General features: G+C 34.0%; 23 protein-coding genes, 1 pseudogene and 1 riboswitch. Of the genes and pseudogenes, 5 read left to right on the forward strand and 19 right to left on the reverse strand.

The window, feature by feature from the left end; translation table 11 throughout:
* Window positions 1-133 precede the first annotated feature (133 nt).
* A riboswitch (TPP riboswitch) is annotated at window positions 134-240 on the reverse strand.
* Between the two features lie 318 nt (window positions 241-558).
* The 10 genes from V1503_RS05445 to V1503_RS05490 form a co-directional block, all read right to left on the reverse strand.
* Window positions 559-873: a YbjQ family protein gene (locus V1503_RS05445; protein WP_214483494.1), complete on the reverse strand. Its 315-nt coding sequence runs from the start codon at window positions 871-873 to the stop codon at window positions 559-561.
* Between the two features lie 364 nt (window positions 874-1,237).
* Window positions 1,238-1,564 (reverse strand): helix-turn-helix domain-containing protein, encoded by a 327-nt coding sequence (locus tag V1503_RS05450; RefSeq protein ID WP_214483493.1) that lies wholly within the window; start codon window positions 1,562-1,564, stop codon window positions 1,238-1,240.
* A 206-nt stretch (window positions 1,565-1,770) separates the two neighbouring features.
* Window positions 1,771-1,896, reverse strand: coding sequence for an anti-repressor SinI family protein (locus V1503_RS05455; protein WP_214483492.1), 126 nt, complete (start codon window positions 1,894-1,896; stop codon window positions 1,771-1,773).
* A gap of 174 nt (window positions 1,897-2,070) precedes the next feature.
* The gene (locus V1503_RS05460; protein WP_410625428.1) at window positions 2,071-2,724 is read right to left on the reverse strand and encodes a class D sortase; all 654 of its coding nucleotides are present in this window, start codon (window positions 2,722-2,724) and stop codon (window positions 2,071-2,073) included.
* Between the two features lie 185 nt (window positions 2,725-2,909).
* Window positions 2,910-3,230, reverse strand: coding sequence for a helix-turn-helix domain-containing protein (locus V1503_RS05465; protein WP_214483490.1), 321 nt, complete (start codon window positions 3,228-3,230; stop codon window positions 2,910-2,912).
* Between the two features lie 55 nt (window positions 3,231-3,285).
* The gene (locus tag V1503_RS05470; RefSeq protein ID WP_410625430.1) at window positions 3,286-3,675 is read right to left on the reverse strand and encodes a hypothetical protein; all 390 of its coding nucleotides are present in this window, start codon (window positions 3,673-3,675) and stop codon (window positions 3,286-3,288) included.
* Window positions 3,676-3,967: 292 nt separating this feature from the next.
* A complete protein-coding gene (locus tag V1503_RS05475) occupies window positions 3,968-4,771 on the reverse strand; it encodes a FixH family protein (RefSeq protein WP_410625432.1) in 804 nt (267 codons plus the stop codon).
* 568 nt (window positions 4,772-5,339) lie between these two features.
* Window positions 5,340-6,902 (reverse strand): flotillin lipid rafts scaffold protein FloT, encoded by a 1,563-nt coding sequence (gene floT / locus V1503_RS05480; protein WP_410625434.1) that lies wholly within the window; start codon window positions 6,900-6,902, stop codon window positions 5,340-5,342.
* A 45-nt stretch (window positions 6,903-6,947) separates the two neighbouring features.
* Window positions 6,948-7,490: an NfeD family membrane protein gene (locus tag V1503_RS05485; RefSeq protein WP_410625436.1), complete on the reverse strand. Its 543-nt coding sequence runs from the start codon at window positions 7,488-7,490 to the stop codon at window positions 6,948-6,950.
* Window positions 7,491-7,548: 58 nt separating this feature from the next.
* A complete protein-coding gene (locus V1503_RS05490; protein WP_410629385.1) occupies window positions 7,549-8,361 on the reverse strand; it encodes a class I SAM-dependent methyltransferase in 813 nt (270 codons plus the stop codon).
* 470 nt (window positions 8,362-8,831) lie between these two features.
* Here V1503_RS05490 and V1503_RS05495 point away from each other — a divergent pair, with 470 nt between their 5' ends.
* Window positions 8,832-9,914, forward strand: a complete 1,083-nt coding sequence (locus tag V1503_RS05495) for an AI-2E family transporter (RefSeq protein WP_410625438.1) — start codon at window positions 8,832-8,834, stop codon at window positions 9,912-9,914.
* 114 nt (window positions 9,915-10,028) lie between these two features.
* On the opposite strand, the gene V1503_RS05500 is transcribed toward V1503_RS05495, so the two are convergent.
* Complete coding sequence (locus V1503_RS05500; RefSeq protein WP_410625440.1) at window positions 10,029-10,958, reverse strand: alpha/beta hydrolase; 930 nt, start codon at window positions 10,956-10,958, stop codon at window positions 10,029-10,031.
* A gap of 186 nt (window positions 10,959-11,144) precedes the next feature.
* On the opposite strand from V1503_RS05500, the gene V1503_RS05505 reads away from it, so the two are divergent.
* Both V1503_RS05505 and ald read left to right on the forward strand, forming a co-directional pair.
* Complete coding sequence (locus V1503_RS05505; RefSeq protein WP_320258768.1) at window positions 11,145-12,386, forward strand: PucR family transcriptional regulator; 1,242 nt, start codon at window positions 11,145-11,147, stop codon at window positions 12,384-12,386.
* 189 nt (window positions 12,387-12,575) lie between these two features.
* On the forward strand, window positions 12,576-13,709 hold the full coding sequence (gene ald, locus V1503_RS05510) for an alanine dehydrogenase (RefSeq protein WP_410625443.1): 1,134 nt from the start codon (window positions 12,576-12,578) through the stop codon (window positions 13,707-13,709).
* Window positions 13,710-14,080: 371 nt separating this feature from the next.
* Here the strand turns inward: ald and V1503_RS05515 are convergent, their stop codons facing one another.
* Window positions 14,081-14,968, reverse strand: a complete 888-nt coding sequence (locus V1503_RS05515) for a LysR family transcriptional regulator (protein WP_410625445.1) — start codon at window positions 14,966-14,968, stop codon at window positions 14,081-14,083.
* 120 nt (window positions 14,969-15,088) lie between these two features.
* Here V1503_RS05515 and aroA point away from each other — a divergent pair, with 120 nt between their 5' ends.
* Window positions 15,089-16,432: a 3-phosphoshikimate 1-carboxyvinyltransferase gene (gene aroA, locus V1503_RS05520; RefSeq protein ID WP_410625447.1), complete on the forward strand. Its 1,344-nt coding sequence runs from the start codon at window positions 15,089-15,091 to the stop codon at window positions 16,430-16,432.
* A gap of 302 nt (window positions 16,433-16,734) precedes the next feature.
* Here the strand turns inward: aroA and V1503_RS05525 are convergent, their stop codons facing one another.
* Entirely contained in the window at window positions 16,735-17,196 is a 462-nt protein-coding gene (locus V1503_RS05525; RefSeq protein ID WP_410629386.1) for a DinB family protein, read from the reverse strand.
* A gap of 129 nt (window positions 17,197-17,325) precedes the next feature.
* On the opposite strand from V1503_RS05525, the gene V1503_RS05530 reads away from it, so the two are divergent.
* The gene (locus V1503_RS05530) at window positions 17,326-18,021 is read left to right on the forward strand and encodes a 5'-methylthioadenosine/adenosylhomocysteine nucleosidase (protein ID WP_410625449.1); all 696 of its coding nucleotides are present in this window, start codon (window positions 17,326-17,328) and stop codon (window positions 18,019-18,021) included.
* Between the two features lie 268 nt (window positions 18,022-18,289).
* Here V1503_RS05530 and V1503_RS05535 read toward each other — a convergent pair whose 3' ends face one another.
* From V1503_RS05535 to V1503_RS05560, 6 genes and pseudogenes are all read right to left on the reverse strand, one after another.
* Window positions 18,290-19,165 carry an SDR family oxidoreductase gene (locus tag V1503_RS05535; RefSeq protein WP_410625451.1) on the reverse strand — a complete coding sequence of 292 codons (876 nt, stop codon included), beginning with the start codon at window positions 19,163-19,165 and terminating at the stop codon, window positions 18,290-18,292.
* Between the two features lie 261 nt (window positions 19,166-19,426).
* Window positions 19,427-20,546: pseudogene (gene tnpB, locus V1503_RS05540) on the reverse strand (IS200/IS605 family element RNA-guided endonuclease TnpB).
* 696 nt (window positions 20,547-21,242) lie between these two features.
* Window positions 21,243-22,049 carry a hydroxyethylthiazole kinase gene (gene thiM / locus V1503_RS05545; RefSeq protein WP_410629387.1) on the reverse strand — a complete coding sequence of 269 codons (807 nt, stop codon included), beginning with the start codon at window positions 22,047-22,049 and terminating at the stop codon, window positions 21,243-21,245.
* Window positions 22,050-22,074: 25 nt separating this feature from the next.
* The gene (locus tag V1503_RS05550) at window positions 22,075-22,875 is read right to left on the reverse strand and encodes an energy-coupling factor transporter transmembrane component T family protein (RefSeq protein WP_320210477.1); all 801 of its coding nucleotides are present in this window, start codon (window positions 22,873-22,875) and stop codon (window positions 22,075-22,077) included.
* A gap of 11 nt (window positions 22,876-22,886) precedes the next feature.
* The gene (locus V1503_RS05555) at window positions 22,887-24,356 is read right to left on the reverse strand and encodes an ABC transporter ATP-binding protein (RefSeq protein WP_410625454.1); all 1,470 of its coding nucleotides are present in this window, start codon (window positions 24,354-24,356) and stop codon (window positions 22,887-22,889) included.
* Between the two features lie 14 nt (window positions 24,357-24,370).
* Window positions 24,371-24,952, reverse strand: coding sequence for an ECF transporter S component (locus V1503_RS05560; protein WP_214483476.1), 582 nt, complete (start codon window positions 24,950-24,952; stop codon window positions 24,371-24,373).
* Window positions 24,953-25,065: the final 113 nt, after the last annotated feature.

Below are 25,065 nucleotides of genomic sequence, written 5' to 3' on the forward strand. Positions count from 1 at the left end.
GCAACTAAAAAACCCACTCTTGCGTAAGAGTGGGTTTACATGTATCGAAATGAATAGTTGACGTTATTAATCCAATTCATGAATAATATGTCTCACACCTATTTCATAAATTAAGCATGAAGACAAAGTCATTATCACATGTTGTCCACTTCCCTACGCTGGTGTCAGCCAGATCAGGTTCAAAGGGTCTGGAAACAAGCTTCCATCTCAGTCTTTATTCAGACTCCCCTAGTGTTAATATATTTAGTTAGGCTGTCTCATACTTTCCTAAGAAAGCCTTTAGTTATTTCTTTTCATAGTATAACACATGTACTAGATTTCTCAATTAATATATATGACAGTTGAGTGAATATCATGACTCACAGCTTTTCACAAGATATAGAATTTTTATAATCTTTAGAGAAGAAGAGATTTCCTGAACTTTAATTATATTCGTTTTTAGAAAAGCAAAAAGGAATATCATATCAACTTTTCACATTTAAACGATGGGGACCAACAATCCCTCGCGAAACTGTACTAATTTAATAAGAAAGCAACAAATTTCACGAAATAAACGTACTATTCAACTACTACAGCTGTTCCGAATGCAATGATTTCAGAAGCACCTGTCATCACATTAGATGTTTCTAAGCGTAAACATATAATGGCATTCGCCCCTTTACTTTTTGCATCTTCTACCATTCTGCTAATCGCCCGCTGCCGAGCCTCATCCATGACTTCTGTATATTCTTTAATTTCTCCTCCAACAAGTGTCTTAAGCCCTGCCATGATATCTTTACCAATATGCTTCGTTTGCACAGTATTTCCTCTAACAAATCCTATTAATTGTTTGATCTCTTTCCCTGGGACAAAATCAGTAGTTACTAAGATCATCTTGATCTTCCTCCTTTTTTTTCCTTTTAAACGTTCAAAAATTAACATGACAAGTAACATGATTAAAATAACAAAAGCACTACCAAAAAAATACAAACTTACTTTGAATTTAATTAAGAGAAATACAAACCCAAGTATTTGAAAACATATGATTAAAGTAATTAAACAATATTTAAGCACACTCAATACAAACCACCTCTAAAAAATATAGTTTTGTGAACAAGTATTAAAAATGTGTTAATCATGTATAATACGAATGCCCCTATCAAATAGTTCAAAGAAAAAACAAAAAGCCCCTATGAAGAATAATCCACATAAGAGCTCGATGAGCATGTAAGTTGTTATTAATATGGTTAAAAGAATATTATTGTTTTTTAAGTTTCCATTTGTTAAATTCTAAAAATTCTTTAAAATCATTTTTCGAAACACCAGAATCCATTGCCTCTCTTACAAGGTTTATCCATTCAGAATCAAGATCTTCATCGGGTATTTCATCTTCATCAAATAATAATGAATTGACTGAAACATCTAAAACCATTGAAATTTTTTCTAAAAACTGAACAGAAGGATTTGACTGGAGATTGCGCTCTAAAGAGCTTAAATATGATTTTGCAACCCCGGCACGATCAGCCAACTCTGTTAGTGATAATTCTTTTTGTAATCGGTATTTTTTCACGCGTTCCCCTATCATTTTTTCACCTACTTATTTCTTTCTATGTTAGAGTTAAAATGTTTTATTGGTTATCTAAATTCATTGGACATAAAAACTATTCGAATTATTTCTGCGTATATATTCATTTACTAAACATTTTCGCATATATGTTTTAGTATACCATAGAGCAAGAGATGATTGTTTCATAAAATCATAACAACTTAAAGCACAGTAGATTTTTTCAATTATGCTTGTTTGACATCTTTTAAGAAATTACGTATTTCCTCTACAGGTAAACCAATTTCTAATGCTGTAAGAATTAAATCAACCCACTCCTCATCGAGCTTTACTTGCTGCTTTGTATTACTCATTTTTTCCCCTCCACAATAGTTTTCTTTGTTATATACTTTGTTGCTATATATCCTCTTCCCTGAACATCTCAATAAATTTCCTTTTTCCATATGAATTACCTAATAATAAATTTTCTATTATGTCCCGCATTTTTTCTTCGTAATAACAACAAGGCTGTAGGCAAAAATCCTCTGTCAGTCATCATTTTTCTTTTGTGCCTGAACAATTAAACGATGAGTAGGATTCTTAATAGGATCGCAGGTAATTAACGTAATATATGAATCATCTCCTAGATTAGAAAGAACAGACATATCAGTTGGTAAAACTACTATCTTATTAAAAACAGAATACACATGATAATCAGTAAGGGTTTGAATGACTATCTCATCCCCACTTTCAAGTTCATCTAATCTATTAAAAAATTTTCCGTAAGTATAACTTCGGTGTGCTGCGATAGCAGCGTTACCTTTTTTACCTAAAGGAGCCGTTTCAATTAAATGACCAGCAGCATATTTCAAGTCTTTATCTGAAGACCCCTCAACAATCGGTAGAATTAACTCAATTTTATTAATTGAAAGAGTACCTATAACGTCGAGATTTTCACTTTCTAATACTTTATCTGGTTGACTTTTAGTTATCTTTCCAGAATCAATTGTCTCACCTTTGTTTAATACTTGATTTACCGCCTGGTAATTACTTTGTAAGTTATCATCTATCGTTACTGGTGATACTTGTTTGAAGGACTGTAATAACTTTTGTTGATTGTAAGAGTTATAAAAATTATTCACTTTTGGATAAGCAATAATTAAGATACCAAGAAAAACAAAACAAATATAAAATTTTTTCATGAATCTCCTTCTCCACCAACTGTTAAATCATCTTATTTGTTCTTACTGATAAAATACAACATGTTTAATACTTGTCATACAACAGACAAATCATTCATATTCTTAATAAAGAACAATAAATTGATAGCTATTCTTAGTCTCAAATCGAAAGAAGCAAAGACTTATATACAAGCCCCCTATATTGTTTACTTGAGCAATTCGATGAATTCTTTAAATTTTTTTACTTTTTCCTTATCGATATCAACTTGAGAAAACTCTAATGCTAATGCTAAAACCTCATTATCTATTTCTTTATGTATATACTTTTCATCATTTGGACTGATAAGTTTTTCAACATTCACATTAAGTGCTGCTGCAATTTTACAAATTATTTCTATACTAGGGTTCTTCTGTATTCCTCTTTCAATGATACTTAAATATGATTTAGAAACACCCGATAGTTTAGAAAGTTCTGACAAAGAAATCCCTTGCATTATTCTTATCTCTTTTACCTTACAACCATCCATTTATTTTCCTCCTTCGGCATTTTTTCTTTAGTGAGCACCATCTCCCTTTCTCTACTCAATACATCTTATCTTGTTGTTGTATAATCTCTAGGTTCTTTTTATACAATGATAATTTCAAATATTTTTTTGTTACCTCTGAAAGGTCTCCAATAACCTCATCACTTACTAAATGGTAAACATTCACATGCTCATATCCTTTTATTCCTATTTCACACCTTTCATCGATACTTCCAAATACATTTATTTCTTCTTTAAATATATCTAAGTTAATTTTTAAAATTATTTCTTTACTCACAGGAAATTTCAAATCACAAACAAAAATTAACCCATCATCTTGAAAAGAGATAATTTTAATAGCTGCACTTTTCGTTTGGATAGACTGATTTCTAAATCTTACAATTGATACAACCCCACTAGCAGGTTGTTGTATGCTTATCGGTAACAAAAAATTCACCTCCAAAAAAGGACATTATAATCCTCAAAACTGTTCTCCTTAATGAATTTTAAGTTCTTTATAAAGAATTATATATCTAGTATAAATCGAACCACATAAAAAACGCAACTTAATTTTTGGTGCTAATTACCATAATTCCATTCCAATGATGAAAAAAAAACATAAAAAAATATTACCAATTTACTCCAATAAAAAAGAGCGGCTCTAAGTCGAATTATCGACTTAGAGTCGCCCCAATAGCTGTCTAGTTATAGCTTTATCCTTATAAACTTCCTTTTATAGGTTATTTTACTACATGAATTGTTTTATCAATATGATCATGAAGCTCATCCTTTTTCATATGGACAGTCACTTTATACTCACCGATGGTATCAAACGTTTTTAGCGCCTTATATTCTCCAGCGTCACCTTCAATAGCGTCAATATAATCATGCTTTTCTTGACCGTCCTGCCAAACTTCAAACTGAACCTCAGCTTTTGATAATGGATTATTATCTAATTGGATATGTGCCGTTAATGCTACTTCAGTATTTAATTTCACATTATCCATTGACATAAAATGAATTTTGAGTCCTTCACCATGATTTACTTCTTCATGGTCGGTAGATTCACTTTCCATGTTCTCGTGACTATCTTCGTCGTTCATATCCATGCTCTCACTTGAGTCATCATTCATTACGCTTTCGCTCTCTTGCTGAACATCAGCCGAACCGACTGTTATATCTTCCGTAGGCATAGTATGTAACCCTCGTGCTGTAACATGTGCAGTAACAGCATAAACACCTGCTTCTGAAAAAGTTTTGTTAATAAAATAAACTCCGTCTCCTTTGAGCTTTCCCTCTACTTCCTCTGATTCCTCTTCGTCCATTTTTTTAATTTCAAAGGTCACACTATCAGCATCATTAACAAAACCTTCTCCCTGTGTTACTGTTGCGGATATTTCAACTTCATCCTGTGGATTAATTACAGCTGGCTTAGTTTGAATTACTACCTCAATCAATTCCAATTGTACAGGTGGCTCCTCTGTTTTAGAACAACCAACTAACCCTATGATCAATACTGCAACTAATACAAGTAACTTTTTCATTATTAATTTATCCCCCCTTCTATCATTGATAAGTCCATTATTACCAATTTTATTATGTAAAAAATATCTAACAGTCATTTTACAATAAAATTGTGTTAGATCTGTGAAATTAACGCAAATGTATTTCTTTTTTCACAAATAGAAATTGTTATAATCTTTGATTGTTATATTTCGCCCATAGAAATAAACAAGTTTACAACTAAAGTTAGTAGTCTACAAAACAATGACAACAGTATAAAACAACTTCAAAAGCTTGATTCAGACCTTTCCTAACAAAATAAAAGGGTGATGATGACAAAATAGTCGATCATCTATTTGAGAAAGGTCAATTAAAGTTATCTTTCAACATTACTTTATTATAAATAAAGCTGTTTATCTGTTTATTTTTCTACATGTTCATATATTACCTTTGTTACTTTAGAGTGAGAACAACTAGTTAAGTTTCTTTATATAAGTAACAAACGATTCATGATGTAATCATTCATTAAGACTAATATACACGACAAAAAGGAAATTGACATATCGTTGATGATATGTCAATTTCCTTTTTTTGTCTTACAAATCAATATTATTGTTGTTCACTTGTTACTAGATCTTTCGACTTTCCTTCTACCAAAATAGGCTCTTTTACCATTTCTTCCTTTAATTCGTCTAAACTATTTTTTATATTTCCTTTTCCTGAGAAATTCTCAATCAAGTCTTTGACATCAATACCAGAAGAGGCCTTTAGGGATTCCTGTAGTGTTGACATCAAATCTGTAGCATAGCCTGTTACTTTGTTGGCACCACCATTTTCTCCACTACCTGTGTCAACGACAGTGATTTTATCAATATTTGATAATGGACTTGCAACTTCCTTCGCATATTGTGGAAGCATGCTAATAATCATATCAAGTGTTGCTGCTTGACCGTACATTTCAAATGCTTCAGCAATTTTTTGTTTCGCTTCTGCTTCTGCAAGACCTTTAAGACGTGTAACTTCTGCCTCTGCTTCCCCTTGTGCACGTTCTGCATCTGCTTTTGCAACACCGTCAATTCGTACTTTTTCCGCTTCTGCTCTTGCCATCGCTTCAATACGGTATTTTTGTGCATCTGCTTGTGCAATTTGTTGAGCTTTTTCCGCTTCTGCCGACTGCTCTACAGCATAGCGATCAGCATCTGCTTTCTTTTTCACCTCAGAATCATATTGCTTCTCTCGACGTGTTATTTCTTTTTCTTCAAGCTCAATTTGCTTTTGGCGCTCTATAATTTTAATTTGCATTTGTTGTTCTGTAACTTCCTGTCTAGCACGTGCTTCCTCTAAATGATACGCTTGGTCAGCCCGTGCTTTCGCAATATCCTGCTCTCTACGGTAATCAGCAATATTCATTTGATTTTCTTTTTCTGCTTCAGCAATTTCTGTTGCACGTTCTAATTCAGCTTTCTGAGCATCTTTATCCGCTTCTGCACGCTTGATGCGTGTTTCTTTGTCTGCTTCTGCTGTCGCGATGTCAGCATCACGTTTTACTTGTGCAATACGAGGTTTACCTAATGATTCTAAGTAGCCATTTTTATCGCGTACATCTTTAATCGTAAATGATACGATAACTAAACCCATTTTTGCTAAGTCTTGAGATGCTACCCGTTGAACCTCTTGAGAGAATTTTTCCCGATTCTTGTAAATTTCTTCTACAGTCATTGATCCTAGTATAGAACGAAGATGTCCTTCTAATACTTCTCGTGCTTCATTTTGAAGTGCATCCTTTGTTTTCCCAAGAAACTGCTCTGCTGCTGTTGCAATTTCTCCAATTGTGCTTCCAATCTTAATAATCGCTGTACCATCTGCCATAACAGGAACACCTTGTTCCGTATATACTTCAGGTGTTTGTACATCTAGTTTACTAGATAACAAGCTTAGCGGTTCGGATTGTTGGAATACTGGTAATACAAATGTACCTCCACCACGTACTATTTTTATTTTATTGCCACCTTCATCGACATTAACATTTTTACTCCCTAAGTAGCTTCCAGTAACGATAAGTGCTTCATCTGGACCAACTGTTCTGTATCTGCTAACAAATACAGCAATTAAAGCAAGAATTAATAAAACTACAACTCCTATTACGATAAATATTGTGCTAAGACCACTCATATTATCTCCTCCTCTATTATTTTCTATCTTACAATAAATTTATTTTTAAAACTCATAATTTTCCTCATAAGGTGCTACTTGTAATACGCCGGATTTGACATCAATGATAATGACTTGCTGTTCAGAAGCAATCGGCTTTTCATCAAAGCTCTGTGCAGATTTTGCGATATTGCCACTCTTACCTTCTAATATTACCTCTCCATAGCCACCTTTTGGAATTGAAATAATAACCTTACCAATTCTCCCCTTTAAATCGTCTTCAGATATAGTAATGGAACTTTCAGCTGACTTTAATGGTACAAAAACAAATAAATGCAAGATAATTGAACAAACAAGAGCCGTAACAAAAGATATAATTGCTGAAACAATACTTGTAAGGGAAGTTAACCTTTCTAATAAGTATCCTGCTGCACTAAAAATAGTGAAAAATGATAACAACAAAGATGGATTTAAATATCCTCCGGGATCAACATCCAATATTCCATCAAGAATATCACCAAATAAAATATAAATAACCGTTAATATGCCTCCACCGATTAAACAATACAAATAAATAGTTTGTAAGGGATATCCCATAACCTCCATCATTTTTTCCTCCTTTCTTTAGGCTGCCTAATTAATAATACGATCTTATGCAAGAATAGTTTCAAAATTCTTTAATATTTTGTTTAGAAGCAACCAAAGTGAATAATCCCGGAATCCTATTTTCAATTCCATCATCTAAATCATATGGCATCGCCCATTTGATTCCCTTTTCTTCTTCTAAACAGTTTATTATGAAGCCAGCTTGTGAGACAGCTGTCACGACTTCTCCTATATTCCACCTGCGAATCTTCACTTTGTTTAACGTGTTACGATGATTTTCAGGTAATAAGACCCGATATGCAACATCTTCTTCTATTACTTCTTCTTGAAAATAATCTCCTGCAGCTTTCAGTTTATTTTCTCCTTGGAGCAACTTCGATACGATTGTGTGATAGTCTCTAAGTATCAACTTCCCCCCATATTTGAGTGATTGGAAGACAAGCTTAAATAAAGGTTCTAAATCAATGAAATAGTGCAGCACTCCTAATTCTAGCAAAATGAAATCGTTCTCTGCTAGCTTTTTTTCATCTGGAATTGCTAATACATCTGAAACGATGTACTCGATGTTCACATTAGCTTCGTGTGCCAACTCTACTGCATATTTTTTATTTTCTTCTGAAATATCAACAACGGTTACTTCAGCACCTAATAATGCAAAACACACAGCATTATTACCTTTAGATCCTAATAAATTTGCTAGCTTTTTACCTTTTACGTCACCCATAAACCTTAAGTAGTGAGATACTTTATTTTCTGGATTTTTCTTTAACCGTAAAGCGTACTCTTTCGGTGTGCCATGTCTTGCAAACCAAGCTTCGTAAGCTTTCTCATTCCATGCCATTTGATTATAGAAACTAACTACATCCTGTTTTATTTCGTATCCCCCCATTCTACTAAGTTTAATAATATTCGTCATGTTGCTGTTTTAATCCTTTAACTTTTTTCAAGTCGAAAATATTAGGTTTCTTTAATAACTTTATTGCAATTTTTTTGCTGTTTTATTCGATTGTCATTTTTATAAAAAACACAGATTCAATTCTAGTGGCATAATAAGTATATTTCTTAGCACGAAAATAGTCTCAATTATTGCCACTGCTTAAATTAGTAAAAGGGTCTTTTCTATTTTACGAAAACGGAAAGAAAGGTGGGCTTGGTTCGACCCTCTTTATTTGATGGTAGAAATGATATCAAGAATGCTATACGTAATCGTGTTTATCCTTTAGTAAAAAGTAACAATTTATGCAAAAACAACTTTGTACAATGTCGTTTTGCAGATAAATGGACTATTGCGATAAAACAGTCTAATATAGAAGTACATAAAATAAATGTAGGGAGATTTGTGCATTGAAGGATCGTAAGTGGTATCAATATTTGCTGTTTTTATTCGCAGCATTAGTATTATGGAAATTTGTAGATAATTATGAATTGGTGAAGCTGACGGTCTCTTCATTTTTATCGTTACTCTCTCCATTTTTTGTCGCCTTTGGAATTGCTTATTTATTAAAGGCGCTAGTTGATTATTTTGAAGGAAAGTTCAAAGTAAACCGCATTATAAGTATTACTACTGTTTATTTGTTATTCTTTTCATTTATAGGCTTAATCTTCACTTTTATAACGCCAATTATTATTGATAATATAGGTAACCTAATTAGCAACCTACCTAAGTATATAGAAGATACAAACAAATGGATAACAAAATATATCGTTGAGAATGAACTGTTAGAAAAATACGGTATTACATCTAATGTAAATACATATACTAATGATCTATTTTTGAAAATTGGGGAATATACTAGTTTGTTTTTAAATAAGCTTGCTGACTGGTTAATATCCCTTACATCCACAGCTTTCAATATTTTAATAGGAATTATTATTTCGATCTATATGCTAAAAGACAAAGAGGCTTTTGGTGCCGGAGCAAAAAAATTGGTTAAAGCATTACTCTCTGAACGCTATGCGAAATCTGTTCTACAATTTTTCAGTCATTTAGATGAAGTTTTCTCAAAGTTTCTAGTTGGAAAATTGTTAGACTCCCTTATTATAGGAATAATTTGTTTTATAGGACTTTTAATATTAAATGTACCGTATGCACTATTAATCAGCTTAATTGTAGGTATTACTAATATGATTCCATATTTTGGTCCATTCATTGGAATGGTACCAGCTGTTATCATTACATTATTTAGTGATCCAATCCAAGCACTATGGGTAGCCATTTTCATCTTTGCACTTCAGCAATTTGATGGTTACTATTTAGGACCAAAAATTTTGGGTGATAAAGTTGGCTTAAGCCCAGTATGGATCATTTTAGCTATTATAATCGGTGGTGGTACATTTGGTGTAATAGGGATGTTCATTGCAGTACCAATTGTAGCCGTCATAAAAACTACGCTTGAAGATTTAGTAGAAGCTAGGTTATCTAAATAAGAACAAATACCTTAACATCAAGTAGTTCAGTTGGATTATAATTAATAATTTCCAATATGAACTACTTTATTTATGTTAACGATTATTTGTTTTAACATCGTTGCATCCTCTAATTCACGTATGCTTTTTAAGCCATGTCATAATATCTTCATACACCTCATCCCGGTTTGTTTCATTCAACATTTCATGCCGTCCATCTTTATATAACTTACAAGTAACGTCTTCAATACCTGCTGCCTTATACGCTTCATATACTTTCGATACACCTTTCGAAAAATTACCCACGGGATCCTTTGCACCCGAAAATAAGTATATCGGTAAATCTTTTCGTATTTTTAAAATATTATCTCTTCTATGAATAACCTCAAGCCCTGTTAATAGATCATAAAAGAAACTAGAAGTAAATACTCCACCACATAAAGCATCGTCAACATATTTATCAACTTCTTGTTGATCCCGGGATAGCCAATCAAAATCAGTTCGTGTCGGTTTAAATGATTTATTATAGCTACCAAAAGAAAGTTTATCTAACCGTTTGCTACGGTGACGCAGTCCTTTCCTAGTCATTTCGCTTTTTGCTAATCTCGCCCCAATTTTCCCCAAGATTCCAGGGTCGCCGCCAGTCCCAGAAAGTATTACACCGGTGATCTCTTCACCATGTAATTGTATAAATCTTCTAGATAAAAACGATCCCATGCTGTGACCAAATAAAAATATTGGAAGTTGTTCATGTTGTTCCTTGATCAGGTTTGTGAGATAAAACATGTCCTCTACAACTAAATCAAAGCCGTTTCTATCTGCAAAATATCCAATGTTCTCTTCATTATTTGCAGTTTGTCCATGACCTCGATGATCATTGCCATAAACAATATATCCCTCATTGACGAGCGCCTGAGCAAATTTATCATACCTCCCAATATGTTCTGCCATACCATGCGCAATTTGGACAATTCCTCTTCGGTACTCGGATAGTTCAGGAATCCATTTTTTAGCATAAATCTGCTCACTATCGGTTGCTGAATAAGTAAAGGTTGCAACGTGCATCATAACATCCCCTCGGCAAAATTTTCACTTTGTTATATTTTATTTTGACTACACATAGAATTAATCCTTCCAATCAATTAAAATATATGCAAATAACATAATATTTCATTAGCTTTAGTTATATTTAAGGCATACTGCTTTTCCTTATGAAATCATATGAGAAATATTATGAATAGGAGCGATTGTATGACAGGTTATTCTTCTAAAAACCATTCATATAAAGGTGTACTAGGTGATATGGAATCGTTCGTTGATCATATAAGTGACGTACTTCAATGCCCTATAACCATTGAGGATGCTAACCACCGTTTAATAGCTTATAGTACACATGATGAACGAACAGACCCAGCAAGAATTAAGACAATCATTGGAAGAAGAGTTCCTGAAAAAATTATTAACAGTCTATGGAAAAACGGTGTAATTCCTGCTTTATTAGCAGGGGACGAACCGCTGCGTGTTAAAAGTATCAGTGAAGTAGGTTTAGGATCACGTGTCGCAATTTCGATTCGCAAAAACAAAGAAGTATTAGGCTTTATTTGGGCATTAGAAGTAGAGAATCCCCTAGCTGAAGATGACTTGGTTTATTTACAACAAATGGCACAATTAGCAAAGAATCATCTGTTACAGCTCCAAATTCGTAAGCAACAAAACAAAGAGGGCTATCAAGAATTTTATTGGAAGTTATTAACTGGTCATATGTTATCAAAGGATGAAATCGACCAAAAGTTCTTTCAATTACAACTTAATCCACCTAAATTATTTTCAATCATCGTATTTCAATTTGAAAGCAGTATTGATCATAATATAGAAAAAAACATTACATATATTTTAACTACGTCACAACGTGTAAAAATTATTTTTTACACTATTGATTATAATAAATTAATATTATTCACATCACCTAAGGAAGAGAACAACGAGCAAAAACATGGACTGACTAACTTTATCGAACTTTTTATAAAACTAATGAAAGAACGCTTCAACGTCACAAATATTATTGGAAGCGCAGGACACATTTATGATAAGTATGAAAAAGTTGAAACCAGCTATAGAGAAGCGTTAAATGTACTTGATCTAAAGGAACGTTATCCTAATGAAATGAATAATATTTTAAGTTACCAGGATATTGGCATCTATCAATACTTTGATATTTTATTAGAAAAGAAACGTAAGGATGGTATTGAGAATCATTCAATAAACAAGCTTGTAGAATATGATCGCCAACAAAATAACCACTTACTTCAGACATTAGAAGCTTATTTAGATTTTGACGGTAATATTAATGAAACAGCAAAACATCTCCATATTCACGTCAACACATTATCTTACCGATTAAAACGTATTTCAGCGATTGGCGATATAAATCTAAAGGATCCCAACCAAAAACTTACCCTCTATATCGAAATGAAATTAAGCCGCTTAATGTAAGGGTCTGCCCCTCACTACCTAAAGTTATTAAAGTAGTGAGGGGCAGACCTCAAACCATTTGTGGAAATCCACAAATGGTCAATTTTACATTTTAGTTTTTACACAAAGAAAAAATATTTTTTTACATTTATACTAACCTTAAATATATGATCATGTTATTTAGTGACATTTATCAAGGGGGATAAAAGGATGATTATAGGGGTACCTAAGGAGATTAAAAACAATGAGAACCGTGTTGCAATCACTCCAGCTGGAGTTGTAGCATTAACGAATGCAGGGCATAGTGTATTAGTTGAAACGAATGCAGGCGTTGGAAGCGGATTCACAAATGAAGATTACAAAGCATCTGGCGCACAAATAATTGATTCTGCTCTTAAGGTATGGGACAGCGCAGATATGATTATGAAAGTCAAAGAACCACTTCCTTCTGAATACAATTACTTTCGCGAAGGCTTAATCTTATTCACATACCTTCACCTTGCTGCAGAACCAGAACTTGCACGAGCTCTTGTTGATAAAAAAGTAACAGCGATTGCTTATGAAACAGTTGAAGTAAATCGCACATTACCGTTATTAACACCGATGAGTGAGGTTGCTGGGCGCATGAGCTCACAAATAGGTGCGCAATTCTTAGAAAAACCGAAAGGCGGAAAAGGTATTCTCCTCGGTGGAGTTCCAGGTGTTTCACGCGGAAAAGTTACTGTCATCGGTGGTGGCGTAGTCGGCACAAATGCAGCAAAAATTGCTGCTGGACTTGGTGCTGATGTAACGATAATTGATTTAAGCCCAGAACGTCTTCGCCAATTGGATGACCTGTTCGGAAATAGCATACAAACTTTAATGTCGAATCCGCTAAATATCGCAGAAGCAGTAAGAGAATCCGATCTAGTTATCGGGGCTGTTTTGATTCCTGGTGCGAAAGCTCCCAAACTAGTTACAGAAGACATGGTTGCTACGATGAAACCAGGTTCTGTTATTGTTGATGTTGCAATTGATCAAGGTGGGATTTTTGAAACAGTTGACCATATTACAACACATGATAATCCAACATATACGAAACACGGCGTTGTCCACTATGCAGTTGCAAACATGCCTGGTGCTGTACCGCGTACATCTACGATCGCTTTAACGAATGTAACAGTTCCGTATGCGTTACAAATTGCTAATAAAGGCGTCGGAAAAGCAATCGCAGATAATACGTCTTTAAAGCTTGGTGTGAATGTTGCGAACGGTTCGGTAACATATGAAGCAGTCGCAAAAGACTTAGGATACGAGTACATTTCAGTTGATCAAGCACTCAATAAAGAATTAACAACTATTTAACACAGATGTATATATAAAAGACAGAGGACGACTTATTAATAGGTCGTCCTCTAGTAGTATCCAAGGTAATTGATCTTTTGTTTGTAATTTATTACATACAATAACAGCAAGCTGAGCCTTCTGTTCATCTGAAGCATATGGATAAAAAAAATAACAACCCATAGTATAGATCTCAGTCTCAGAACTTAAGAATGTATGCACATTCTTTTGTAGTTAGCTCCATCAATACATCATTCTTAATGTTACCCGAGCGCTAGCTTGTTTAATTGTGAATCGATGAGGTGATATGGTAGTTATAAAAAATCCTCTACTACATGCAAATGTCACTTTTATTGTATGTACATTTCATGATGCTTTTTAACTAGTTCCTTCTACTTCATCGATTTTATAAATTTTTTAGAGCCGACTGAAATAGGCGTATTTTTTAATGTAACGATGCCAAGTTTCCTAACCGGTATATCTTCCTGCAAGTTCACTTCATAAAGTAAGTTTTGTTCTAACTCTTCAGTAACAAACTCCTTTGTCACGAACCCAACCCCTAGACCAATTTTGGAACATTCAATGAGCAAGTCTACACTCCCCAGTTCTATTTCAGGTTCAATAGTTAAGTCATGTTTTTTAAACAAAGCTTCTATAAACTTCCTAGAGCTACTGTTTTTAGAAAATGTAATGAGTGGATAAGTCAAAAGCTCTTTTAAGGATACTTCATTTTTTAATAACTTCTTATACTTTAAACTTACGACGAAACAGCTATGAATATTAATGAACTCGGTAACGTCCACTTGATTATCTTCGATTGGCAAGTGGACAATCCCTAGGTCAATTTTCCCTATCTTTAACAACTCAATAATGTTAGGTGTCGTCCCGTGTTTTAATTGAATTTGAACTTGTGGATACTTGTCAGTAAACGTTTTAATATGAGGAAGTAAATAATGTTTACATAAAGAATCACTGCTTCCTATACTTATTTCTCCACTCATTAAATTTTTTAATTCATTAACTTTTTTCTCACCTTTTTCAATAAAATGAAAGGCTTGCTCTACAAAATGAAATAACATTTCCCCTTCTTTTGTTAACCTAACTCCTTTTGATGTTCTTACAAACAGTAAAGTATCTAACTTCTCCTCTAATTGTTTTATTGAATGACTAACGCTAGGTTGTGTTAAAAACATTTTTTTTGCTGCAAGTGAAAAACTTTTTTCTGTTGCAGTAATATAAAAAACACGATACAAATCTAAATTCTCAATAATATAAATCACCTCTATACTTGCTATAAATAACATTAATTATATTTATAGCTAGAAGTTAATTATAATATACAAAACGGGAAGCGACATACGTGTAAGATAAGAAATTATTATATGAGGTGAGTGCAAAATATGAAGAACTCATTAATAGACATGAAGGCTAGGTCTCCTTGGTCCTCATTAAGAGACAAAAAAGTAATAAAGATTTCTCCAAAAACCGGTAACGTAAATGGTATAGTAACGATCCCAGGTAGTAAAAGCTTTACTAATAGAGCATTGATTTTAAGTGCTTTAGCTACTGGGAAATCTGTCATTTCAGGGGTACTAAAAAGTGATGATTCGTATTGGTGCCTAGAAACATTACGTAATTTAGGGGTAGGCATTTCGATTAATGATGATATAGTGTCAATCGAAGGATTAAACGGCATGTGGTCAGAAAGAGGTGAACCTCTATACATCGGTGCTGCTGGCACCATTGCAAGATTTTTACCAGGTGTGTTAACGATAGCCAATAAGGGATCTTGGGAAATACATGCTAGCAAAAGAATGAGTGAGCGGCCTATAAAGCCATTAATAGATGCGCTATTACAAACGAAGGCTAGCATAAAATACTTGGGACAAGAAGGATACTATCCTCTAATGGTAAAAGGATCAGGCTTTAATGGAGGAGATATTCCAATTTCGGGTGCATTATCAAGTCAATTTATTAGTGGTTTATTGCTAGCTGCACCTTATGCAAAAGAAACTGTTAACATAGCAATATTAGATCATATTGTTCAAAAATCCTATGTAAATATTACACTTGATTTAATGGAAAAATTCGGTGCAGAAATTCAATATGATAAAAACCTTAGCCATATAAAAATTGAGCCAAAGAGATATGTAGCTCAACACATTCATATAGAGCCCGACATATCTACAGCAAGTTATTTCTTAGCCTTAGCTGCGATAACTAATGGAAGAATACGTATACCAAATATCAATTATCAAACGAAGCAGCCTGATATTCAATTAACTGATATTTTAGCTCGTATGGGCTGTAAGGTGACAAAAGGAGCTAATTTTATCGAATTACAAGGACCACCGAGGTTAAAGGGAGGCTTCGAAATAAACATGAAAGAGATGTCAGATCAAGCATTAACCGTTGCAGTAATTGCACCGTTTGCTGACGGACCAATTACCATTAAAGAAGTAGCTCATATTAGACATCATGAATCAGATCGAATAAATGCCATTTGTACATCTCTTTCAAAACTAAATATTAAAGTGACAGAATTTGAAGATGGTTTGACTGTCTATCCAGGAGAACCAACCCCAACATTATTACAATCTTACGATGACCATAGAGTCGCCATGGCTCTATCACTGATTGGCTCTCGTGTTGAAGGAATTATGATTGAAAATCCGGGATGTGTTTCAAAAACATGTCCAACTTATTTTGATCTATTAAAAAAGCTAGGACTAGGTGTATCTTAGACCGTATAATGGTATTTACCAAAGGCAGTTTCTGCATTAATTGTTGTTTTTCGCTAAAGAAATAAACTCATATGGCATCATCTCTCTTCTAAAAACCATATAAATCATATAATACACATCGGTTGTCAAATTTGAGTGAACAAAGCAACAAAAGTTTACGAAAAGAGTTATTAACTATTATATCGTAAGGTTCGGTTAATACCTCAAACAACTGTAGTCATTCAGTACGTCTAGGAACAGAAGCTCCTTTCGTTTTTATTAAATGGGGTGAGATTCGATAAAGTAGCCGAGTAGAATCTGGCTTATCTCAACCCCCTTCCAATGTAATTTGCGCCAACAGGTACTAAATTTAGCTCTCTGGCCCAAACAGATAGTTGACCGTGATGATGAATTTCATGAACAATGACATGGTTTAAAATTTCTAGCTTCGTAAATTCCTCGTCATCCCACGACACAGTAACATGTTCATCATCTAACCATTGTGAGTTTTTCTCAATAAAGCCCTCAATGTCAGAGCGACAGGCATATGAAAGTGAAATAATGTTCTCAAGCGTATAATATTTTTTAAATTCTATCACCTTATCCTCTTCACCTTGAATTGCACGAATCCAACTGTACTCAACATCAATAATGTGAAATAACGTATAAAGAATGCTCCCAACGCCTCCAACACGATCTGATAATAAATCTTCAGCAGTTAATTGCTTACACCAATGGAACCATTCATCTCTTACGTGCCAATTGTATTTGAATAAATGATATATGTTACTTGAAACCACGTTTATTAGCTCCAATCTATAATTTATAATCTATTAAGTTAAATATTTTTTGCATGCTACGTCAAACTTTAATATATTGTAATTACGTCAAGTATAAACTGAGGTGAATAGTCATTGAAAAAAATAGCTATTATCGGAGCAATGCAGGTTGAGATTGACCTGCTCAAAAAAGAAATGGAAATACTCGTAGAACACAAAATTGCAGGCTTTTCTTTTTATGAAGGAACTCTTTTTCATCAGCCTGTTATACTTACTCGCTGTGGAGTAGGCAAAGTAAATGCAGCTTCTTGTACACAGATTTTAATAGATAAGTTTGAGATTGACGCGATTATTAATACTGGCGTGGCTGGTAGTTTACGAGATGATATAAAAGTTTGTGACATTGTTGTTTCGTCAGATGTAACTCATCATGATGTGAGAAGTTCTCAAATGAAAAATCTTTTCCCTTACCAAGAAGCATTTTATGCAAATAAACAACTAATAGACTGCGCGATTACAACCTGTGATTCACTAAAATCGACAGCATATCATATAGGTAGAATTGTTAGCGGCGAATGTTTTGTTGAAGACAGTAAAATAAAAGAAACAATCATTGATACATACTCACCTGCTTGTGTAGAAATGGAGGGTTCATCAATTGGTCATGTAGCCTTTTTAAACAATATCCCATTTCTTATCATTAGGTGTATATCCGATAATGCTGATGAACAAGCTTCATTATCATATGATTCCTTTGAAAAAATTGCAGGAGAAAAGTCTTCAACGATAGTAATGAATATGATAAAAAATATATCATCTGTAGTAATGTAACTGGTATGAAGCAGCTATGTCTAAATCGATTTAAACTTACATTTTAACATTAGCTAAAATAATACCATATAAATTGATTAAAAGGCCCACCTGTAGAGGTGGGTTATATAATGATGGTTATTTTTCAAACTATAACAAAAAAATGAGAGCAGGGTTAAAACGTTAAATTTTAGTAAAAATGATCAAAATAGCAGTCATTTAAACAAAACCAAAGTAAGTGTTAATTTTCATCTGAGAGAATGGGTATTATGACACATTGTACATCTTTCTATCTCTCATTCAAATATTGTACAAAAAAATCTTCCAACGACAAGGAACCATATTTAGGAGCGATCATATTTTGAATCACCCCTTGATAAAAAAATAAAAATATACCGTATTGTTGCTTATTTATCATTTTATAAACTTTTAATATGGGTGGAAATAATACTGCTGGTAAGTATGTTATCTTTTCTTTTTCTCCTATAACTTTAAAAGCTATTTTAGCTATTTGTTGATGGGTTAATATTTCAGGCCCCCCTACATCCAAAACCTCATTAGAATAGCGTTCAAAAGATTCCACACAAAATTTTGCCAAGTCTTCCCCGTGGATAGGATTTAATTTATTCATTCCCTTACCAATTAAAAAAGCTCTACCTTTTAAAGCTAAATTGAGAAATTCAGTCATATCAGAAAAATACCCTGTTGGCCTAATAACTAAATGCACCAGTTTAGAACTGATTAACTCTTTAGCAAATTTTTCTTTCGCTTCTGTCATAGGTCCTTCAAAAACATCACCACGGAATACGTGAATATACATAAATTTTTTTACATTGCTTTTTTCTGCTTCCCTCAATAAATTGGTATTGCCTTGATAATCAACTTCGTGAAATGTTAAACCATCCCTTTGCCTTGTAATGCCAACTGAAGAAAAAACATAATCTATTCCTTCACAGATCCCTTCAAGCGTAATTGGATTCGTAACCTCAGCGGTTATAACACGATCCACTTCTTTATCAATTGCAGGTTCCATATAATTACCTCGTCGTTTCAGTTTATCTTTATTCCTAACTACGACACTTACATGATAACCTTCTTTTTTTAAAACCTTTACTACATGACGTCCTAAAAAACCAGTTGCTCCAGCAACTAAAACTTTCTCCACCACTTCCACCTCCAACAATCTCATCAATTTAAGAAGACCTATATTTAAATTTCACAAAAAGCGAATAACGATAAAAACCTATTTATAGTTCTTTAACAACACATTTATAAACTATTCATAAAATATGAGCATACTCATATTTTAATTTTTTTGATATTGTCAAAATATTAAAACTTTGAACTACCCACCACTTATCAGACCTTACGGTCATGATTGAAGTGGGGGATTCCTAAGTACGGAAACCTAACGGCTTCTAATTGATTAGGCTATCCCCGTAGTTCCTACGGTTAAGAGACGAATTGCTTCGTTTCTTAGATTTTTTCCTGCGTTAATATCTCTATCGTGATGGGTTCCGCATGATGGGCAATCCCATACACGTAAGTTTAGATTCTTAACTTCTTTGTTTTTGAAACCACAACTAGAGCAAAGTTGACTTGAAGCGAATGTTTTAGACTACGATGACTTGTTTACCATACCATTTCGCTTTGTATTCAAGCATTGTACGAAATTTCGCCCAAGACACTTCACTAATTGCTTTTGCTAGATTATCATTTTTAAGCATATTGCTGACTTGCAAATCTTCAATGCCAATAATGTCGTGGCTTTTGACAATATCAGTAGATATTTTTTGCAAGTAGTCGTTTCTAGCATTTGAAATTTTTTCTTGCAGACGAGCTACTTTAATCCGTTGTTTATTGCAATTAGACCCACCTTTTGTGCGTCTTGAGAAAATACGCTGAGCATTTGCTAACTTCCCTTCTAGAGTTTGAAAGAATTTAGGGTTTGAATATTCTGTTCCGTCTGAAAGAATAGCAAACTGTTTAAGTCCCATATCAACGCCAATGGCTGAGTTTGTTTTTTCTAAAGACTGAACTTCAACTTCTGCAAGAAGAGAGACAAGGTATTTCCCACTCGGATTACGTCTAATCGTCGCATTGATAATACGACCGTCAACATCTCGATTTTTTGCAAACTTAACAAGTCCAAGTTTAGGTAATTTAATTTTGTTATCGACAATGGCAATGTTTCCATTTGTATATTTGGTTGTGTACGATTGGACTTTATTCTTTTTAGATTTGTATCTAGGGATGTCATTTTGCTTTTTGAAAAAACGGTTAAAAGCATCCGAAAGGTTGCGTAGTGAGGATTGTAGTAAAATGCTATCAACTTCTTTAAGCCATTGCAAATCCTTTTTCAACTTTGTTAACTCCGTAGAACAAGCGCCGTATGTTAAACCTTTTCCAGTCTGTTTGTATGTTTCATTCCATGCAGCTAAAAAATGATTGAACACAAAACGACTACAACCAATGGTTTTAGCAATTAATATTTCTTGTTCTTTAGTGGGGTAGATACGAAATTTAAAGGCTTTGTTGACTAGCATTTTCTTCACCTCACTTATCTATTAATTAGGTTAATTATACCATATTAGAAGTGAGTTTTTAGCTTACGCCAAACGCCATTCATCACCCACTTAACCTTCACTCGCTTCGCATTGTTTTGGTTTGAAGTGGAGGTCTTCTGTCTGGGGTGAAAAAACGTCTCATTACTCTCATATTTTATGCACACTTGAATTTTCACTATGTGCAAGTGAAAAAATCATTTTTGATCATTTTTACTGTGCTTGCTTTTGTTACTTATTTGAAGTGGGAAGTTGTTGCATAAAGGGTGTTTTCGCATTGATTGTTGCTTTTTGTACTATGAAATACACACGAAGTTTACGAAAAAAGCATACAAAAAAAACCTCCTTTTAAAAGGACGGTTTTAATTTTTCACAATCATAGAAGTACGTGGTAAATGGATAACTATATGTTTTGTTGTTAATATAAGCGCCTTTTTTAATATGAGCTAAACACATTTTGCACCTTTTTTCCCCTAAAGACGTTACTCATATATAAGTGAAAAAAAGCACCATGTTAGCAAAGTAAATGGCTAGTATTCAAAGACATCTACCATAAAAGATGTTTAAAGTACTTTATATAATGATCGATACTGTCGATTAAATAACATGTTGAATATAGTAAATGCTAGAAAAAATAATGAGAGAATAACACCCCACCTAATAGTTAACCGTGAATTATTATTTTTTATGAAAGTTTACCTTGTTTACTAATTCTTCTTTATTAACTTTATGTAGTTGATTCAATAATTCAATTTGAAAGCTGCCAACACCATTCATACCTTGTTTCTCATAAGCTACTTCTGAAGCAACACCATAATATGCCACTGCCGATACCGCTGCTTTAACAACATCCTGTTCTACTGCTGCAAAAGCACCAATCACTGAAGTGAGTAAACAGCCTGTTCCTGTAACTTTTGTTAACATTTGATGACCGTTGTTCACTGTATAAGTCGTCTTTCCGTTTGTAATGACATCACTTTGTCCTGTAATGACAACTGTTGTATTCAATTTTAGTGCTGCTTTTTTTGCTAAATCTACTACATCACCAGCACCTTCTCCAGCATCTACACCTTTTATATTCCATTTTTCATCAATGACGTTTGCAACCTCAGCGGCATTACCACGTACGATTGCTACCTGTACTTCGTTTATAATACGCTTAGCTGTTTCTGTTCGATACGCTGTTGCTCCAGCACCAACTGGGTCAAATACGACTGGCACACCATGTTCATTTGCTGATTTTCCTGCTATAATCATTGCTTCAATCTCAGTTTCGTTTAAGGTACCAATGTTTAAGACGAGTGCACCTGCTATTTTTGCCATATCCGCAACTTCCTGCTTTGCATATGCTATCACTGGCGATGCTCCAACTGCTAACAACCCATTAGCCGTAAAATTAGTAACAACAACATTAGTAATATTATGCACAAGTGGCTGTCGTTCTCTTACTTTATTTAAGGCTGAAACAATACTTGCAATTTCCATCATGTAAATCCTCCTTTAATATCGTTTAATTGTACCTCACATCTGTAATTGGAAAATATGGATACTGGTTACTTATGATATAAGCAACAGAAATCATCGTAACAAAGTAAATGACAAATGATATATCAAATTTGGAAAACGATATGTGATAGTAATATGTTCTATTTTTCACTTGTGAAAATCTCTTTGCTTCCATTGCTACTGCAATGCGGTGTGCACGACGAATACTTTGTGACAGCATCGGAATAGCATAAGAACGAAGTTTTTCATAAAAACCTTTCATCCCACGCTTTGATTCCACTCCCCTAACTTTCATTGCATAGCGTATTGTTTGAAATTCATCGATCATGATTGGGATAAGGCGCAGGCCAGCCATAAAACTATAAGCGTATTTTGGTGAGAGCTTCAATTGCTGCATCAACGAATAAAAAAGGAAAACCGGTCGAGTCGTCAAAGCAAAAGTGATGCCAAGGCAAGCAAAGGTTAATGCTCGAAATCCTATATGAAGCCCACGAAAGAAGCTCTCTTCTGTAATATGAACAAGTCCCCATTTAAACCACGTCGTATCCCCTTTACCGAAGAAAATCATTGACGTTGCTGTTGTAACAAAAATAAAGATAAAAGGGATGAAAATAAGCAATACTCTTTTCAATGGATGGCCAGAAAATAGTATAAACAATATTAGTGTAATAATTGTATAATTGATCATAAAGTTAATGTTATGGATTAATAAAACTGACAAAAATAATATCATCATGGTGATCAATTTTAAACTAGGATTAATTTTATGAAGCCAAGTTTCTTTATAGGTAAAATCAAATTGCATGACTTCCCCCCCTATCTGCTGATTGATAATTCTTTCGTTTGTCTTTGGAAAAATTGTTGAGAAGTACCATCAAAAATAAGTTCACCATCATCAACCAGCCAAACCCTAGTCGCAAAGTATTTCGCGATTTCCATGCTATGTGTAACCATTAAAACAATCGTTCCTTGCTTGCGCCAATGCTCGATTAGCTCTAAGATTGCAAATGTATTCTTTGCATCCTGCCCAAAGGTAGGCTCATCTAACAACACAATTTGCTGTTCTTTAACAATTGCAGCAGCTACACTAAGCCTCCGCTTTTGCCCCATTGATAATTGATATGGGTGTTGATCTCTTTGCTCATTCAAACGAAATTCATGTAACAAGGTGGTCACTTTTTCATCTATAGCATGGTCATCCAGCTTATCTAAGTGCAATGAAAAGGCAATTTCATCATAGACTGAATTTGTGACAAATTGAAATTCGGGATTTTGAAAAACAAATGTTAAGTAATCCGTTAATTTACCTATTTCCTTTACTTGTCTTCCTTCAATTGTATAATTACCTGTCGTTTTTATCAGTTGCATAAGTGAGTGAAGTAACGTACTTTTGCCAGCACCATTCTCACCAACGATCGTAATCCATTCACCCTCAGAAATATTTGCGTTGTTTATATCAATTTTTACATTTTTTCCACGATACCCTTTGAATTGTGAAACGCTAACAAATGATTCTTCCAAAACAGGTACAGTAGGAATTTGCTTTGTTGTTCTGTCAATATAGTCATGCCAGGCATCAGGATACCATATACCTTGGTCAATTAGCTCTTGTTTATATGTAGACAGCACAAACTCTTTAGGACCATCTGCCACGATTTCTCCATGTTCATTAAACAAAATAATTCGTTCGATAAAATCTAATACATGGTCAATATTATGTTCAACGACGATAACCGTTTTGTCACGGCTCACATCTTTTATCGTATCCCATATTTGTTTCGTCCCTTTTGGGTCAAGCATAGCCGTCGGCTCATCTAAAAATAATACTTCAGGTTGAAGGGCCATCACTGAAGCAATCGCTAAGCGTTGCTTCATTCCTCCTGATAACGTTTGTATTGATGTATGGAGGTCATCTACTTCAAGCTTTACCATATTTACATATTCGCGAATTTTTTCGGGCATATCCTTCCGCTTAACCCTCAAATTTTCCAACACAAATGCAATTTCTTCATCAACGAAAGGCATACAAAATTGCGTGTCTGGATCTTGAAAAACATATCCCCAAGATTCCGGTGTAATAATTTCATCAGCTTTAATAGGTACTTCAATCGAATTTGGAATGATTCCTGATAACACTTGCAAAAGCGTAGATTTACCGCATCCCGAAGGGCCTAGAATTAATACTTTTTCCCCTTCATAAAAAGAAGAGGAGACATCTTTAAATAATAAAGATGCACTCCCAGTAAACTTTAAGCGTAAATTTTTCACACTTGTGATTTCTTGCATGTATAACACCTCAACTACTTATCCAACGCATCATAGTCTTCTTTTGATGCAGGACGAACTAAATTTGTAACACCAGTTGCTTCCAAAGCCTTAACGAGATAATATGCAAAAACACCAGCTATTATAATCCCACTGATTACTCGGAATCCAATGAATAATGTTAAATTCCAAGCTGCTAGATCACCAATATACCCTTTGTAAAAATCCATCCCTATTGATGCTACTGCTGATGCAGCACCTGCAAGTGAAGCAATTAAGATATCATAGCGTTTATAACGTGCTGCTGCAAATATTAGTTCTGCAGCTAATCCTTGTAACAACCCATATAGCATTACTTCTAATCCGTATTCAGATCCCATGATAAATTCACCCGATGCAGCTGCCATTTCAGCAATAATTGCCACACCAGCTTTACGAATAACCAAAAAGGCAACAGTTGCTGCTATAAACCACATTCCATATGCAAGCTGATCTACTTGTAACCCAAATGCGCCTATCGTTTCATAGAATGTTCCCCATAATTTGTATACGATTCCAAATACGATTGCAATGACTATTGTAACTAAAATATCAGTTAATTTTAAACCTTTGTTCATAGTTATTTCCTCCTATCTTTTATATCAATCAAAAACGCTCTAAGTTGTTTTCCAAAATTACAAGCCAAAAACGAGAATTATGCGATTGTCATCGTTTTATATTAGATAAGAGA

The organism is Nanhaiella sioensis (genome assembly GCF_046557775.1).
In the GTDB taxonomy this organism is placed as follows: Bacteria; Bacillota; Bacilli; order Bacillales; family SM2101; genus Nanhaiella; species Nanhaiella sioensis.